This window comes from Psychromonas aquimarina ATCC BAA-1526, from assembly GCF_000428725.1.
Classification (GTDB): Bacteria; Pseudomonadota; Gammaproteobacteria; order Enterobacterales; family Psychromonadaceae; genus Psychromonas; species Psychromonas aquimarina.
Genome location: NZ_AUAM01000013.1, coordinates 95626 through 112136 on the forward strand (window position 1 = coordinate 95626; position 16511 = coordinate 112136).

At 43.3% G+C, this 16511-nt stretch carries 16 protein-coding genes; 4 read left to right on the top strand and 12 right to left on the bottom strand.

What is annotated here, in order from left to right:
• Positions 1-31: 31 nt before the first annotated feature.
• The 7 genes from G337_RS0105335 to phoB all read right to left on the bottom strand — a co-directional run bounded on the left by G337_RS0105335 (position 32) and on the right by phoB (position 6827).
• Entirely contained in the window at positions 32-214 is a 183-nt protein-coding gene (locus tag G337_RS0105335; RefSeq protein ID WP_028862961.1) for a DUF1737 domain-containing protein, read from the bottom strand.
• A gap of 170 nt (positions 215-384) precedes the next feature.
• A complete protein-coding gene (gene thiI, locus G337_RS0105340) occupies positions 385-1839 on the bottom strand; it encodes a tRNA uracil 4-sulfurtransferase ThiI (RefSeq protein WP_028862962.1) in 1455 nt (484 codons plus the stop codon).
• 80 nt (positions 1840-1919) lie between these two features.
• Entirely contained in the window at positions 1920-2459 is a 540-nt protein-coding gene (locus tag G337_RS0105345; RefSeq protein WP_028862963.1) for a YaeQ family protein, read from the bottom strand.
• Positions 2460-2541: 82 nt separating this feature from the next.
• Positions 2542-3648, bottom strand: coding sequence for a 3-isopropylmalate dehydrogenase (gene leuB / locus G337_RS0105350; RefSeq protein ID WP_028862964.1), 1107 nt, complete (start codon positions 3646-3648; stop codon positions 2542-2544).
• A 139-nt stretch (positions 3649-3787) separates the two neighbouring features.
• Positions 3788-4543: a Nif3-like dinuclear metal center hexameric protein gene (locus G337_RS0105355; RefSeq protein ID WP_028862965.1), complete on the bottom strand. Its 756-nt coding sequence runs from the start codon at positions 4541-4543 to the stop codon at positions 3788-3790.
• A gap of 278 nt (positions 4544-4821) precedes the next feature.
• Complete coding sequence (gene phoR, locus G337_RS0105360; RefSeq protein WP_037027110.1) at positions 4822-6111, bottom strand: phosphate regulon sensor histidine kinase PhoR; 1290 nt, start codon at positions 6109-6111, stop codon at positions 4822-4824.
• A gap of 32 nt (positions 6112-6143) precedes the next feature.
• Positions 6144-6827, bottom strand: coding sequence for a phosphate regulon transcriptional regulator PhoB (gene phoB / locus G337_RS0105365; protein WP_028862967.1), 684 nt, complete (start codon positions 6825-6827; stop codon positions 6144-6146).
• Between the two features lie 205 nt (positions 6828-7032).
• On the opposite strand from phoB, the gene rdgC reads away from it, so the two are divergent.
• The 4 genes from rdgC to G337_RS0105385 all read left to right on the top strand — a co-directional run bounded on the left by rdgC (position 7033) and on the right by G337_RS0105385 (position 10138).
• A complete protein-coding gene (rdgC, locus tag G337_RS0105370; RefSeq protein WP_028862968.1) occupies positions 7033-7941 on the top strand; it encodes a recombination-associated protein RdgC in 909 nt (302 codons plus the stop codon).
• Between the two features lie 150 nt (positions 7942-8091).
• A complete protein-coding gene (purT, locus tag G337_RS0105375; protein WP_211235781.1) occupies positions 8092-9282 on the top strand; it encodes a formate-dependent phosphoribosylglycinamide formyltransferase in 1191 nt (396 codons plus the stop codon).
• Positions 9283-9460: 178 nt separating this feature from the next.
• On the top strand, positions 9461-9871 hold the full coding sequence (locus tag G337_RS0105380) for a SulA-like leucine-rich domain-containing protein (RefSeq protein ID WP_028862970.1): 411 nt from the start codon (positions 9461-9463) through the stop codon (positions 9869-9871).
• A 63-nt stretch (positions 9872-9934) separates the two neighbouring features.
• Positions 9935-10138: a YaeP family protein gene (locus tag G337_RS0105385; protein WP_028862971.1), complete on the top strand. Its 204-nt coding sequence runs from the start codon at positions 9935-9937 to the stop codon at positions 10136-10138.
• A 77-nt stretch (positions 10139-10215) separates the two neighbouring features.
• Here G337_RS0105385 and serS read toward each other — a convergent pair whose 3' ends face one another.
• From serS to G337_RS0105410, 5 genes are all read right to left on the bottom strand, one after another.
• On the bottom strand, positions 10216-11502 hold the full coding sequence (gene serS / locus G337_RS0105390; protein ID WP_028862972.1) for a serine--tRNA ligase: 1287 nt from the start codon (positions 11500-11502) through the stop codon (positions 10216-10218).
• Between the two features lie 9 nt (positions 11503-11511).
• Positions 11512-11898 (bottom strand): fluoride efflux transporter CrcB, encoded by a 387-nt coding sequence (crcB, locus tag G337_RS0105395; protein WP_028862973.1) that lies wholly within the window; start codon positions 11896-11898, stop codon positions 11512-11514.
• Between the two features lie 98 nt (positions 11899-11996).
• Positions 11997-13328, bottom strand: a complete 1332-nt coding sequence (locus G337_RS0105400) for a replication-associated recombination protein A (RefSeq protein WP_028862974.1) — start codon at positions 13326-13328, stop codon at positions 11997-11999.
• On the bottom strand, positions 13328-13939 hold the full coding sequence (lolA, locus tag G337_RS0105405; RefSeq protein ID WP_028862975.1) for an outer membrane lipoprotein periplasmic chaperone LolA: 612 nt from the start codon (positions 13937-13939) through the stop codon (positions 13328-13330). Before lolA ends, G337_RS0105400 begins: the two co-directional genes overlap by 1 nt.
• Before the next feature lie 3 nt (positions 13940-13942).
• Positions 13943-16432 (bottom strand): DNA translocase FtsK, encoded by a 2490-nt coding sequence (locus tag G337_RS0105410; RefSeq protein ID WP_037027117.1) that lies wholly within the window; start codon positions 16430-16432, stop codon positions 13943-13945.
• Positions 16433-16511 lie beyond the last annotated feature (79 nt).

A 16511-nucleotide genomic window follows, 5' to 3' on the forward strand; every position in this document is an offset into this window, starting at 1 on the left:
TTCGCCTTTTCGACTGCTTATAACAGAGAAATTAAACCAGCTGCGGGCCTGCTTTAATCACTGCCTGTGCGACAACGATATGCTCGCCGTTAAACGACATTGCCGGCGAACCGTATAACTCATAACCCTCTGCGAGCAGCTTGGTTATACGGGCACAAAATTCTGCATCATCTCTACCTGTGATCAGTTTGTATGTTTCTTTTACTTGAGGCATTTAAGTTTCCTTCTTGTTAGCATCTATAACCGTCAGCATACGACAATAATTTAAAAGAAAAAATCAAACGCAGTAAAACTGTGAAAGCACAACTGAGATGGATAAAAAAACGGCACTTTAAGTGCCGTTTTTGTGAGGGATAACGCTTGCAGCTAAAAGGACTGTCTTACCTACGGGCGGTAAACTTTAACGTTTTCAAAGCCGGCTTCTTTTAAATATAAAGCCTGCAGCTGACTCATCACACCGCGCTCGCAGTATAGAAGGTAGGTTTTATCCTGCGGCAGTTTTTCAAACTGACTGGCTAATTTAAAGAAAGGCAGATGTTCAATGCTTACCCCTTCAATCTGCAGCGGAGCTTCTTCCTCTTCATCAGCTGAGCGGATATCTAACACTACTTCATCAGCTGCAAAATCAGAAACAGATTCAACTTCAGCCACTTCTTCATGAGCTTGTTTTTCTATATCACGGATATCTAATACATCAGCTTCTGTTACCACCTGCTCGATTAGAGAAAGATCAAACTTGGCTTCCTCTTTATCAATTTTTTTCATTACCGCTTTAACTGTCGGACGCTGTGAAATAACGCCGCAGTATTCAGGAATAGTTTCAGAAAGCTCTGCAGTACCGATTTCACGGGCACAATCGATAATATCCTGCTTATCGGTAGCAATAAGAGGACGCAGAATAAGCATATCAGTTACCTGATCAATCACAGAAAGGTTACGCAGTGTCTGACTGGAGACCTGTCCAAGCGCTTCACCTGTTACTAATGCTTCAATATCTAAACGTTCAGCGGCTATCGCTGCGGCGCGCATCATCATACGTTTTAATATAACGCCCATCTGCCCGTTATCGACTTTCTCTAAAATTTCAGCAACAACCGGCTCAAAAGGAATCGAGATAAATTTAACCCGGTGCGATGCACCGAAACGGTTCCAAAGCTGATAAGCAACCTGCTTAACACCGATCTCATGGGCAGCACCGCCTAAATTAAAGAAACAGTAATGAACACGTGAGCCGCGTTTAAGCAGCTGATAGCTGGATACACCGGAATCAAATCCGCCGGAGATAAGTGATAAAACCGATTCCTGCGTACCTAGAGGGAATCCGCCAAGACCCTTATGACGTTTATCGATGAAAAACAGCTTGTCGTTATTAATTTCAAGGTGAACAGTAATATCCGAACCTTTTAATTTAACACCGGCAGCATCGGTATGCTGATTTAAACCGCCGCCGACATAACGCTCTGCTTCGATAGATGAGAAGTCATGTTTACCGATACGTTTAACACGCACGCAGAAGGTTTTACCGTTTAATGTGCTGCCGACATTTTCTTTAGTCTGCTCATAAATATTATGCAGATCAGTAAACTGTGTTTCTTTAACTTCTAGAAAATGCGCAATACCCGGTGTGCTTTTCAGCACATGAATCAAAGTTTCTCTGTTTTCAGGTGTTTCATCTGCCGTGCGGACAATGATTTTATCCCACTCTAAAATTACTTTAACCTGTTCATCATGGCGTGATAAAACATTACGGATATTACCCTGTAACATTTTGCTGAAACGTTTACGAACGGGTTTACTTTTCATCATGATTTCAGGGAAAAGTTTTACGATAAATTTCATTGTGTGATCACTGTGCTAGTTAAAATAAGGTGGCGGATTATACCCTTTGCGCTCAGTGAGGCAAAGAGGATAGTTAATTTTTATTGCTGATTCTGCAATGCACTACAGGTCACTTCGCATTCACCAAGCTCGGCAGCGGCATATAACGAATCACCACTGATAGTAAGCGACAGATCCATACTGCGTTTAAGCAGCTTAGCTAAAGCTTGAATCTGTTCAAATTGAAACTGATAAACTTCAACATCAACAGCTGCAAAATCAGCTTGTGACTGCTTCCACCACACGGCAGATTTAGTGTTAAAGCTGTACACTTTTACCGCCTGTGCCTGACGGCGGGCTTTTTTAATACGCTCAAACGCCGGTTCACCGACATCAATCCATAATAAAAATTCATCGGCTAAACTTTTTGCCCAGATATCCGGATCATCAGCAACGGATAAACCTTTGGTAAAGGTTAAAAATTCTTGAGCATTAAGGCAGAATGCCATTACACGCGCCGTCATTCGCTCCAGTGTTTCAGAGGGATGCTGGGCAACGGTTAAATTCAGCGTGTCATAAACATCATTATTAAGATCCGAGAGGTTAATGTTCATTTTATAAATGGTCGGTTTAAGTGCCATGTTTTTTCCATTATTTAAGGGCAACAAAAAGCCGCGGACAACGCGGCTTTGAAATTTATAGTTGGTAATTTTTGTGAGCGGTTTATGCCGTAGGCATTTTAGCCAGCTCAACACATACTAAGTCGCCGAACTCTTCAGTACTAACAAGGTTAGCTTCAGTCGCTTTAGACAGATCTGATGTTGAATAACCTTTAGCAAATACGCTCTGCATGGCAGCCCAAAGGTTCTTCGCTTCTTTCTCCATACCAAAGCTCATCTCCAGCATTAATGCAACAGAGCCGATCATTGAATACGGATTTGCGATACCTTTACCGGCAATGTCCGGCGCACTGCCGTGTGACGGTTCGTAGTATGATTTTTCAGGACCTTTGCAGGCAGAAGGCATCAGGCCTAAAGAGCCTAAAATACCGCCGCCCTGGTCACTTAAGATATCACCAAACATGTTTTCCATTACCATTACATCAAACATGGCAGGATTTAAACAAAGGTAAGTAGCAGCCGCATCAACCAGAATATTTTTAACTTCTACTTCCGGGTAGTTTTTACTTTCTTCTTCAACAATTTCATTCCACAGCACGCTTGATTTTAAAACATTTGATTTGTGGATATTATGAAGCACTTTTTTGCGCGTCATAGAAACATCGAAAGCAACTCGGATAATCTGGCGGATCTGATCTTCATCATATTCAAGTACTTCACGGACAAAACGTTTACCATTTTCATCAACGCCGTTTTCTTTCTCACCGAAGTATAAACCGCCCACTAATTCACGGATAATCATAATATCGATACCTTCACCGATAACTGATTCTTTTAACGGAGAAAAGTGTGCAAGACCTTTAGGCAGGTAAACCGGACGGAAGTTAGCGTAAGTATTGTAGCGGCGGCGAAGCGGTAATAAAGCACCACGCTCAGGCTGTTCATCAACAGGGATTTTTTTAGAATCTTCATGATTCAGACCGATTGTACCTTTAAGAATTGCATCGGCTTTATCACAAGCTGCTTTCGTTTCTTCAGGGAAAGCGCTGCCCGTTGCAAAATATGCCGCAGCACCAAATAACACGTCGTTAAGTTCAAAGTTAACTTCCGGGTTACGCTGTTCAACAAGGTTTAATACTTTAACCGCTTCTTTCATTACTTCAGGACCGATACCGTCACCTGCAAGTAAAGCAATGTTATATGTAGTCATTATAATTCCCTAAATGATGGTTATGTTTTTAGATCTTCTTAATTTTGTGTAAAACACTATAAGGAAAAGCAGAGGCAGTTTCAAACCTCCTGTGACTATTTCCCGGTAAAAATGTTTATTTAAGCAGAATATATGAATATTAAACCGGATTATCGATATCGATATAGGTTACATCCAGCTCAAGTTCGTCATTAATCCATTGCCCAAGCGCCTGTACTCCATAACGTTCGCTGGCATGGTGACCGGCTGCAAAATAATGAATGCCCATTTCCCGGGCAATATGTACGGTGCGCTCGGATATTTCACCACTAATAAAAGCATCAATGCCCTGCTCAGCGGCAATATTGATATAATCCTGTCCGCCGCCGGTACACCAGGCGACACTTTTAATCTCTTTTTTACCGCCGTTTATATGCAGCGGCTTACGTGATAAAGCAGATTCAATACGCTCACTCAGCTGCTGCGCGCTGAGCGCCTGTTCAAATTTACCAACCCGGCCGACACTGCGTTTATCCCAGGGCTCTAAGGGACGACGATCGGTAATCCCTAATAATTTCGCCAGCTGCGCATTATTTCCCAGCTCAGGGTGCACATCTAAGGGCAGATGATAGGCATAAAGGTTAATGCCGTTTTCAATCAAGGTTTTAATACGATTGTATTTCATACCGACAATCGCTTGATCTTCACCCTTCCAGAAAAAACCATGGTGCACTAAAACTGCATCGGCCTGTTGTTCAACCGCAATATCAATCAAAGCCTGACAAGCAGTGACCCCGGTAATAATTTTCTGTACCTGCTCCACACCTTCAACCTGCAGACCGTTCGGGCAGTAATCTTTAAACTGATGTATTTCTAAAAACTGGTCTAATTTATTGGCGAGTTTTTTATTTTTCATATTATTTCCCATCGAATAAAAGCAAGTATACCCAAACCACCTCAAAATACAGATTCAGAGCTTCTCCCATAGGGCAAGACGATAAACGATAATCTTCGTTGTTAAAAGGTTTTGATTTAGAATAACTAGATCATCAACCTTCTGCCTAGAATCTCATCATTTACCGGCTTGCTGATTCCTGCACTTTGAGGTGGCTTGGGTATCATATTGTAGCGGATAGCTTCTCTATTCGATACAAACTAAAGAAACTAAAAAATATAGGAATAAACGGTATTCATTTAAGCCAGGTAATTCTGCGGTATGACAAAAAAGAAGCGGCTGCCCTCACCTAAAGTACTTTCAATATTTAATTCACTGTCATAATGGGTTAATGCATGCTTTACAATTGACAAGCCTAGTCCTGAACCGCCGGTATCACGAGAGCGGGAAGTATCAACACGATAAAAACGTTCCGTAAGATGCAGAATATGCTCCGGTGCAATACCATCACCGTTATCCGTTACGCAGAAATAAGCGCCCTGTGCACTGGAGCGCCAGACAACTTTAACCGAGCCCTTCGCAGGAGTATAGTTAATTGCATTGTAAACCAGATTAGCCATCACACTGCGCAGCTGCATCTGATCACCAAGCAGCAGCAGGTCATCCTGAATTTCAAACTCAACAGACATCACTTTCTTGTCACCTAAAGCAACGGCTTCATTTTTAATCTGAGTAAGCAGTGCAGGCACATCCACATGCTGATCCAGGTCAATACTCGGTGCACCTTCAATTTTCGACAGGGTCATCAGCTGTTCAACTAAGGAACACATACGAGTTGTCTGCTGATCCAGCACAGTAACCGCTTTGCTCTGGTAGGAGTTTTCTTCAGTCTGCATTTCTAAAATTTCAATATACCCCTGCAGCACAGTTAACGGTGTTCGCAGTTCATGGGAAACATTAGCGACAAACTGGCGGCGCATTTCATCCATCTGCCGATAGCTTGTAACATCTCTAACAATCAGCAGGCGCTGATGCTTTGCATAGGGCATAACCCGGAACTCTAATATTTTGTCCGGATTAATCGGCGACGTTAAATCAAGCGGTTCATGAAAATTATCCGCTTTAAGGTAACCGACAAAATCCGGGTGACGGATCAAATTGGTGATATTTTCACCGCTGTCTTCCGGCCACTTAAAACCCAGCTGAAACTGCGCTAAACGATTACACCAGATAATCTGACCTTCCTTGCGAAATACCACCACCGCATCGGGCAGTGCTTCAGAGCCTTCGCGAAAGCGGCTGATTACGTCGGCTAATTTATTACGCCGTTTGCGGTGACGCTGCTGCATATTATGAATACCGGTAAAAGCATGTTCCCACTCGGATCTGCCCTGCGGCAGCACTGTACTTTTACTCAACCATAACCAGTCATTGAGTTTTTTAAGGTAATAATAATGCCAGATAATATGTGCGGAAAATGCAGCTAAGAGCAGCTCAGTCAGACAGTTAAATAATATACCGATAATCAGCAGCGGCAGGTATACAATTACCAGCGCCCATATTAACTGCTTCCATGAATAGATTTTCAAATTAGTTACTCTTGCTTGCAGTCATAAAACAGCTAAGATTTAGTCGAAAAACGATAACCGGCGCCGCGGACAGTCTGTACCAGGTGATCGTGATCGCCGAGTGCTTTACGCAGACGTCGAATATGCACGTCAACGGTACGGTCTTCAACATAAACATTGGTTCCCCAGACGTTATTCAGCAGCTGTTCTCGACTGTAAACCCGCTCCGGGTGGGTCATAAAAAAGTGCAGCAGTTTAAATTCCGTCGGTCCCATATCCAGCGGCGTTTCAGCAAGCGAGGCTCGGTGTGAAACCGGATCTAACTTTAATTTCCCCACTTCCAGAGTATCGTCCAGGGAAGTCGGATTAACCCGGCGCATCACTGATTTTAAACGGGCCATCAGCTCTTTTGGTGAAAAAGGCTTAGTTACATAATCATCGGCGCCGTTTTCCAGACCGCGTACTTTATCTTCCTCTTCACCGCGGGCAGTGAGCATTACCACCGGTATCTGGCGCAGTATGTCATCCTGCTTAAGGTGTTTTAATAATTTAATGCCGCTGCCGCCGGGAAACATCCAGTCTAGTAAAATAAGATCCGGATAGGGTTCAGCTAACTTGTCTAGTGAACTTTGATAATTATCAGCTTCAATACATTCATAACCATGCTGATCTAATACAAAACACAACATCTCGCGAATTGCCTGTTCATCTTCTACAACTAAAATACGGCTTGCCATTAAATTTTACCTGTTTGTTGTCAATTTTAAGTGCGCTTATTATTGCCATGCATTATGACACTTATATTACAATGAATCATAAACTGTCATCAAACTTGCAGAAAACAGCATTTATTAAAAAAACTGATCAACTTTTGCCGATTTTCCTAAAAATCATTTACACTCTGTTCCTATTTTTTGTTTCTCATTAATTAAGGTGCATTCCATGTTTTTCAAAAACCTGCAAGTTTATCGTTTTACTCGTCCGTTAGAGCAGGACGCAGATGCTTTAGAAAGAAATCTTGAAGAGTTTAAGTTTAAAGCCTGCGGCAGTCAGGATGTTTCTAAACTTGGCTGGGTATTTCCAATGGGAAAATCAGGCTCCATGTATACTCACCTGGCCAGTAAACAGATTCTAATCTGCCTGAAAAAAGAGGAAAAAATGTTACCTGCCGGTGTTATTAAGGATCAGGTTAATGAACGTGCAGAAGCCATTGAGCTTGAGCAGGGGCGTGCACTGAAGAAAAAAGAGAAAGACAGCCTTAAAGAAGAAATTATTATGCAGCTGCTGCCCCGTGCATTCAGCCGTACTTCACAAACTTTCGCCTGGATTGATCCGGAATCAGACATGTTATATGTTGACGCCTCAAGCAGCCGTAAAGCAGAAGAGTTAATTTCACTGCTTCGTAAAACTTTAGGCAGTTTACCGGTTGTGCCGGTGCAGCTGAAAAACCAGGCTGATGTAGTTATGACCGACTGGCTGGCTGAAGGTAATATCCCGGCTAACTTTAAATTAGAAGATGAAGCTGAATTATGCTCGGCGTTAGAAGGCGGCGGTATTATCCGCTGTAAACAGCAGGATCTGCTTTCAGAAGAGATTAAAAACCACCTGTCTGCAGATAAATTTGTCACTAAATTAGCACTTAACTGGGCTGACAGCATCTCATTTATTATTGGTGAAGAGTTTGCATTCAAACGCATTAAGTTTGCCGATGTACTGCAGGAGCAGAACGAAGATATCGATAAAGATGATTTTGCAGCCCGCTTTGATGCTGATTTTGCTTTAATGACCGGCGAAATTAAACAGCTGGTTCCCGCAGTGATTGAAGCATTCGGCGGCGAACAAGCTTTGTAATTTAACAACCAGACAAAAACCTCTGTGATTACTCGATTACAGAGGTTTTTTATTGTCTAAATTTTATATTTTACTGCAGCTAATCCGCACCGTTTCCTGCTATTATGCACCGCTAATAATCCCCATTAATTACACAATGAGTTGAATATTATGAGTCTTTCTATTTTTGGCAGTGCGACAGCAGAGAGTGCAACAAAAGCCCTTTTATTAGGTTCAGGAGAATTAGGTAAAGAGGTTGCCATTGAACTGCAGCGTTTTGGTATTGAGGTCATAGCGGCAGACAGTTATGAAAATGCCCCGGCGATGCAGATTGCACACAGCTCACATGTTGTCAGCATGCTTGACGGTGAAAAATTAGAGCAGATTATCCGCGCTGAAAAGCCTGATTATATCATTCCGGAAGTTGAAGCTATTGCAACCGAGACCTTAGTAGCATTAGAAGCTGACGGTTTCAATATTGTTCCCAGTGCACGCGCTACAAAATTAACCATGGACAGAGAAGGTATCCGCCGTCTCACAGCAGAAACACTGGGCGTTAAAACATCTCCTTACATATTTACAGACTCAAAAGAAGAATACCTGCAGGCAGTTAAAACTGTCGGCATTCCCTGCGTAGTTAAACCGGTAATGAGCAGCTCAGGTAAAGGGCAGAGTATTATTAAATCGCAAGATGATTTACAAGCAGCCTGGACTTACTCGCAGGAAGGCGGCCGCAGCGGCGCCGGACGGGTCATTATTGAAGGTTTTGTTCCCTTTGATTATGAAATTACCCTGCTGACGGTCAGCGCTGTTGACGGAGTGCACTTTTGTGCGCCAATCGGGCATCGTCAGGAAAATGGCGATTACCGCGAATCCTGGCAGCCGCAGCAGATGTCAGAAGAGGCTCTGAGCAAAGCACAGAATATTGCAGAAAAAGTCGTTAAAGAACTTGGCGGTTACGGCCTGTTCGGTATGGAGTTTTTTGTTAAAGACAATGAAGTCTACTTCAATGAAGTATCGCCACGCCCGCATGATACCGGATTAGTGACCCTGCTTTCTCAGGATGCTTCAGAGTTCGCTCTGCATGTACGCGCTGTTTTAGGCCTGCCGATCGGCGGTATCACTCAGTATGGTCCGACTGCATCCAGTGTAATTTTAGGTAACGGCAGTTCACAGGATATTAAGTTTGCCAATATCAGCCAGGCATTAGGCGCAGTACCGGGTTCACAGATGCGTTTATTTGCTAAACCGGATATTAATGGTTCGCGGCGCTTAGGTGTCGCAATTGCACGCGGTAAAAATACCAGCCAGGCAGTTGAAAATGCCAGAAACGTTTCATCGAAAGTTGAAGTGATTTATTAACTTAATCTACGGCAGATAAATGCAAAGGCAGCTTCGGCTGCCTTTTTTTATGCCAGAAAATAGGGTTAAAGATCAATTTTTATTAATAATCATGCACAAACAGCAAATAACGCTTGAAATATAAACACAAAACAACTACTGTCTAGTTATACAGTGTTTTTACATACAGGTGTTTATTATGTTAGCAAATTATGTACAGATCAAAAACTCAACTTCCTCTTTAACTGAACTTTATGCAAAAGCAATTAATAAACAGTTCATTAACGTAAGTTACGAGCAGCAGAACTTCCATGATTTATTAAGCCATCTAAATGAAGATAGTGATCCGCGCTGGATACTGTTTATTGCACCTCCCGGCAGACCTAATTTCAAGTTTCTACAGCAGGCCGGCATTGATAAAAGCCGCGTTATCACCCTTGATGCCGACAAAGTAAAAGATGCGCTAGAGATGCTTAAAAGCACATTAAAAAGTAATAACTACGCAACGGTTGTTTCCTGGTTAAACAATGTGGATAACGATTTAAAGGCTGAACTGGAAACATACTGCAAAGCATCTGAAACAGACTGTTTTGTTTACTGTAAACAATAGCGCCGCTGAATGAAAAAATTGGGTATAATAGGCAAAATTTATTAACAAGCAGGCCATTAAATAATGTTTCAATACAGCGACAAAACCAAAAACTTAATCAATCTTATCGGCAGCGGTGATGCGGCTTACGTACCTAAAGCAATTACCTGTGCTATTAATACACTGGATGCAATTGCCGCTGATGAAAGTTTATCTGATAAGACCCGTGAAAATGCGGCCTTTGCCGCCGCTAATCTGGTATTAAGTGATTACAACGATAACGATTAGTATCTCGAAGCTAATCTCAAAAACAAAAAAGGAGCCGGCAGGCTCCTTTTTTTATGGATGTTTGTTACAACAACTATTTAACCGATATGGGTAAGACCGCCCATGTAGTGTTGTAAAACAGCCGGGATTTCGATACGGCCGTCTTCAAGCTGATAATTTTCCAGTATAGCAACCAGTGTACGCCCTACCGCTAAACCCGAGCCGTTTAAGGTATGTACTAATTCCGGTTTTTTTGCACCCGCCGGACGGAAGCGTGCCTGCAGGCGGCGCGCCTGGAAATCACCTACGTTTGAACAAGATGAAATTTCACGGTAAGTTTTCTGCGCCGGTACCCATACTTCTAAGTCATAGGTTTTTGTCGCACTAAAGCCCATATCACCAGTACATAGAACAACTTTACGGTAAGGCAGTTCAAGATTTTTAAGTACCTGCTCAGCATGTGTAGTAATCTCTTCTAATGCTTCAAAGCTTTTTTCCGGATGTACTATCTGCACTAACTCGACTTTATCAAACTGATGCTGACGGATCAGGCCGCGGGTATCACGTCCGTAAGAGCCGGCTTCGCTGCGGAAACAAGGTGTATGAGCTGTGATTCGAATCGGCAGATCCGACTCATCATAAATCATATCACGCGCCATATTAGTCAGCGGCACTTCCGCAGACGGGATAAGCGACATACCGACCCCCTCTTCCGTTGCCGGTTTAGTATTAAACAGATCATCACCGAATTTCGGCAGCTGAGTTGTACCGTATAAACTGTCGGCATTAACCAGCAGCGGTACGTACAGCTCAGTGTAACCATGGTGGTTAGTGTGAAGGTTCAACATGTACTGCGCTAAGGCACGGTGTAATTTGGCAATCTGCCCCTGCATCACAATAAAACGTGAGCCACTGATTTTAACGGCAGATTTAAAATCTAAACCGCCTAAGGCTTCACCCAGATCAACATGATCTTTAACGTCGAAATCAAACTCTTTTGGCGTTCCCCAGGTAGAGATTTCAACATTTTCATCTTCGTCGTTACCAACAGGGACCGAATCATGCGGGATATTAGGAACAACATAAGAAGCCTGTTTAATCTGCTCAGCTAACGCAGTAAACTCTTCTTTAGCGGCATCAAGGTCTTCACCAAGTTTACCCATTTCAGCACGTAAAGGTGCAATATCTTCACCGCGTTTAGCCGCCATGCCGATCTCTTTGGAACGAGTGTTACGCTGTGACTGTAATGTTTCTGTTTCAACCTGCAGTGTTTTGCGTCTTTCTTCTAACTGATTGATTAACTCAACATCTAAAGCAAAACCGCGAGACGCTAATTTTTCTGCTGTTTCTTCAATATCATTACGTAAAAATTTTGGATCTAACATGCTCTTTCCCTAACTCTTTAAAACTAATAAAGTGCCTACATATGCGGCTAAAATACAGACAACAACATTCAATGCGACATTGAGCATCGCTTTGACTAATTCACCCTGCTGTAAAAGCAGTAAATTATCCATGGAGAATGTTGAAAATGTTGTTAATGCACCTAAAAACCCGACACCGATTAACGGCCACCAGGGTGATGCGGTAATTGTTTCCTGCTGGACCAGCTGAAAAATGTAACCCATTATCAGCGAGCCTAAAATATTGACCGTAAGTGTAGCAAATGGAAAACCTTTTCCAAAGAGGCTTATCATGCCAATACCAATTAAATAGCGTAATGTCGCACCAAAAGCGCCGCCGCAGGCCACTAAAGCTATATTTGTTATTATATTATTCATAGAATTTGCTGCTGCCTTGTAACTTTTCTAAATCAGAAGTGAACGGAGCATAAAACAAACGCCCCGTATCAGCTGCTTAAGCGATATTTGTTATCATATTATTGATAGCGTTTGTTGCTGCTTTGCAGATTGAGCTGCTGCAGGTAATTGAGTTTATCTGAAATCTGTTTCTCAAAACCGCGATCGCTGGCCTGATAAAACTGAGTGCCCTGCAGCTCTTGCGGCAGATATACTTCACCAGCGGCAAATGCACCGTCTTCATCGTGGGCATAACGGTAACCAAGGCCGTGATTAAGTTCAGCCATCAGTTTTGTTGGTGCATTACGAAGATGCAGCGGCACCTCAAACTCCGGCAGTTCCTTAACAGCCTGCTTAGCCTTAGCGAATGCGACATACACGGCATTACTTTTTGGCGCTGATGCACAGTAAACAATCGCCTGCGCAATAGCACGTTCACCTTCATAGGGGCCGACACGGGCAAAACAGTCCCAGGCATTAATAGCAATCTGCATGGCGCGCGGATCTGCATTACCAATATCTTCAGAGGCAATGGCTAACAAACGCCGCGCCACATACAGGGGATCACATCCGCCGGCTAACATACGTGCAAACCAGTAAAGAGCCGCATCGGGATCCGAACCGCGTACAGATTTATGAAAAGCAGAAATAAGATCGTAAAACAGATCCCCCTGCTTATCAAAACTGACGCCTTCCCGACCGGCAATTTCCATCAGCAGATCTAAACCTATGGTCAGATGCCCGCCACTGTCATCAGCCATATCCGCCAGCAGTTCTAAATAATTAAGTACTTTTCGAGCATCACCCTGCACCAGCTGTGCAAGCTTATCTTTAACACCGTCGTCAAAGCGAATATGCTTTTCAGCTAAGCCGCGAGTTGAAGAGCAGGCCTGATCAATCACTGCACTTATTTCATCATCGCTTAGTTTTTTTAACAGATAAACACGCGCCCGCGAGAGCAGTGCGTTATTCAGTTCAAAAGAAGGGTTTTCTGTCGTCGCACCGACAAATAAAATAGTGCCGTCTTCAATATAGGGTAAAAAAGCATCCTGCTGACTTTTATTAAAACGATGTACTTCATCAACAAACAGCAGGGTTCTGACACCCGATGCCTGGTTCTGCTGCGCAATTTCAATGGCGGCGCGGATCTCTTTAATACCGGAGGTTACCGCTGAAAGCCGCTCAACATGCGCCTGGCAGTAGGCCGCAATCAGCTCGGCTAATGTGGTTTTTCCGATGCCCGGTGGTCCCCATAAAATCATGGAATGGGCGGCACCGCTTTCAAGCGCTTTACGCAGCGGTTTACCGACACCAACAATATGAGACTGACCGATATAATCAGCAAAACCTCTAGGACGCATACGCGCGGCTAAAGGCTGAAAATCATTATTAAATTCGAATAGATCTCTCATTAACGCTGATCATCAATTTCAACACCATCGGGAATGGTAAATTTAAAATAACCCGTTTCTAATTTTTTATTCAGCGGCTTCTGTGTTAATTCAAACTCACTGCGCTGCCCCTGCGCTTCGATAACCACAAATTTACTAACATTATCAGCGTCGTTGAATTCAAAAACAAATGTGGTTTCCTGCTCCTGCTGTTTATTGTCTTTTACGGTAAACTGATTTTTATCTTTTTTAACCGAATAATCCGCCCACTGCTGTTTATTCGCCCCGGACAATAAAACAAACGGCGTGCCCTCTATAGCATCACTTAAATTAATAATGCTGACCTGCTCAACAAACGGCGTGTAATACCACATAGTTTTGCCGTCAGAAACAATCAGCTCTTCTTCTGGTGTCTGTACCTGCCAGCGGAATTTACCCGGGCGGGAAATGGTTAACTGCCCTTTGCTTTCATTTAATAATTTACCTTCCGGGCTGATGATTTTCTGTGAAAACAAAGCGTTAACCACGGAAAACTTTGCTAACTTTTCTTTCAGCAGCTGCGCATCACTAGAAGCTGAAGCGGTCTGCGGCAGCGTTAATAAAACAAATAACAGAGAGATGATTTTTTTCATGAATTAATCCTTCACTGGGGGTGGAGTAAGTACGTCACGGCTGCTGTTTGCACCAGAGGGTGCGCTGACAACGCCCTGCGCCTGAAGCTGATCAACAAGGCGTGCAGAGCGGTTATAACCGATTCTGAATTTACGCTGAATGCTGGAGATTGATACTTTACGGGTTTCAGTTATAAATGCCACTACTTCGTCAAACAAGGAGTCAATCTCGCTTTCAGATTCCGCTTCTTCGCCCGGTAATAAAGTGTCTAATGAAGCATCGCCGTCAATAATCTCCTGGATATAATTCGGCTCGCCGCGTTTCTTCCAGTCGGCAACCACTTTATGTACCTCATGATCATCAACAAATGCACCGTGAACACGGGTAGGAACACCAACGCCCGGCGGCATATATAACATATCACCATGACCTAATAATGTTTCAGCCCCCTGCATGCCTAAAATCGTGCGCGAATCAATTTTGCTCGATACCTGGAAAGCAATTCGAGTTGGAATATTGGCTTTAATCAAACCGGTAATAACATCTACCGACGGACGCTGCGTTGCTAAAATAAGATGAATACCGGCAGCACGTGCTTTTTGTGCAATACGCGTGATCAGTTCTTCACATTTTTTACCAACAATCATCATCATATCGGCAAATTCATCAACCACCACCACGATATTCGGTAATTTAGTCAGCTCAGGTGCGCTGACATCCATGCTGTCACCCGGTTTCCAAAGCGGATCCGTTAACGGTTCACCGGCATCTACTGCTTCCTGTACACGGCTGTTATAACCGGCAAGAGTTCGTACTCCGATTTCAGAGAGCAGTTTATAGCGGCGTTCCATTTCACCAACACACCAGCGCAGTGCATTAGCAGCATCTTTCATATCTGTTACCACTTCAGATAAAAGATGTGGAATACCTTCATAGACACTTAACTCCAGCATCTTAGGATCGATTAAAATCAGGCGCACATCTTCAGGTGATGATTTATATAAAAGACTGACCAGCATACAGTTCACACCAACAGACTTACCTGAGCCCGTTGTACCAGCGACTAACAGATGAGGCATTCTGGCTAAATCCACCACCACCGGCTCTCCGGAAATATCAGCACCAAGCACCATGCTCAGCGGTGATTTAGCTTCAGTGAACTCTTTACTGCCTAATACAGTCGATGAATAGACGGTTTCACGATATTTATTAGGCAGTTCTAAAGCAATCACAGATTTACCAGGTATCTGATCAACCACCCGCACACTCATTGCAGACAGTGCACGCGCCAGATCTTTTTCCAAACTTGAAACTGTGCTTACCTTCATACCCGGCGATAATGCTAATTCAAAACGGGTAATAACCGGACCGGGCAGAACATTCACCACATCGGCTTTTATTTTAAATTCTAATAACTTAGCTTCCACTAAACGGGCGGCACTATCGAGCTCCTCCTGAGAAACTGGATGCGCTTTTTTATTCGGTCTGTCTAACAGATCAATGCTTGGAAACGGCGCTAAATCTGTATCGATTTTACGTTTAATAACCGGTTTAGCGTGTTCCGGAAGATGCGAGAAATCAGTCTTGGCTGGAACGGCCGGTTTCTCTGCAGCAGCCGCCTTTTCAGGAGCCTGATAAGGCGGTTCATCAAAGATAATATCTTCTATATCAGGGATTTCATTATCTATTTGAAACGGCGCTTCAAGATAGTCTTGGTCACTATCGCGATGGTCAAAATCAAATGTCACCTCTTCTTGCGGTGCATCTGCCTGCTCCTGCTCAACAATACTCAAAGGTACAGGCTCTGCGGCAGCTTTGGCGGCACGCTTAGCGGGCTTCCTGGATTTTTTCGGTGCAGGACTATTGAGCGCTTCTTCAGCAGCCTGCTGCTTTAGACTTCGGCGCTGTTCGTTCCAGCGGCTGATGTGTGACGGTAACTGATAGAGCCAGGTAACGCCGGCAATTACAGCAGCACCTAGACCATCAATCAGGCGCAGCCAGGAAAAACCCAGCAGCAGTGTTGTGCCGGAAATCAGCAGAGTCAATAAAATAAGATTAGCAGCTAACAGACTGAAAAAGCCCAGCATACTCTGGGAAATAATATCTCCAACCAGACCGCCGGAGGGGTAATAATGAAAGTCATTAAAATTCAATGACGCTAAAGCCGAAGTGCTGAATACAGTAAAAATAAAACCAACAATACGAAGGCCCAGATTTAGAAAATCAATATCTAAACGAAACTGCGGTTTCCAGAAAAGAACCCAGGCAAAAGCGGCAATAACAACAGGAATAAAATACGCCAGCAGACCAAAAGCATAAAAAAGAATATCTGCTGTCCATGCGCCGACTCTGCCGCCGGCATTCTCAATTTCAGCAACCCACTGCTGCTGCGACCAGCTTGGATCTACCGGAGAAAATGAAAAAAGTGAAATTGAAACAAAAATAGCCGCAAAAATACTGATGATAATGCCGACTTCAAACAACTTTTGAACACCTGAGAGGTGATTAATCATATTAGTTTTCGTCAAAAGGTTAACCTTGTAATAAATATTTAACTGGAAATACTACACCCAAATATTTTCGGTGCAAAAT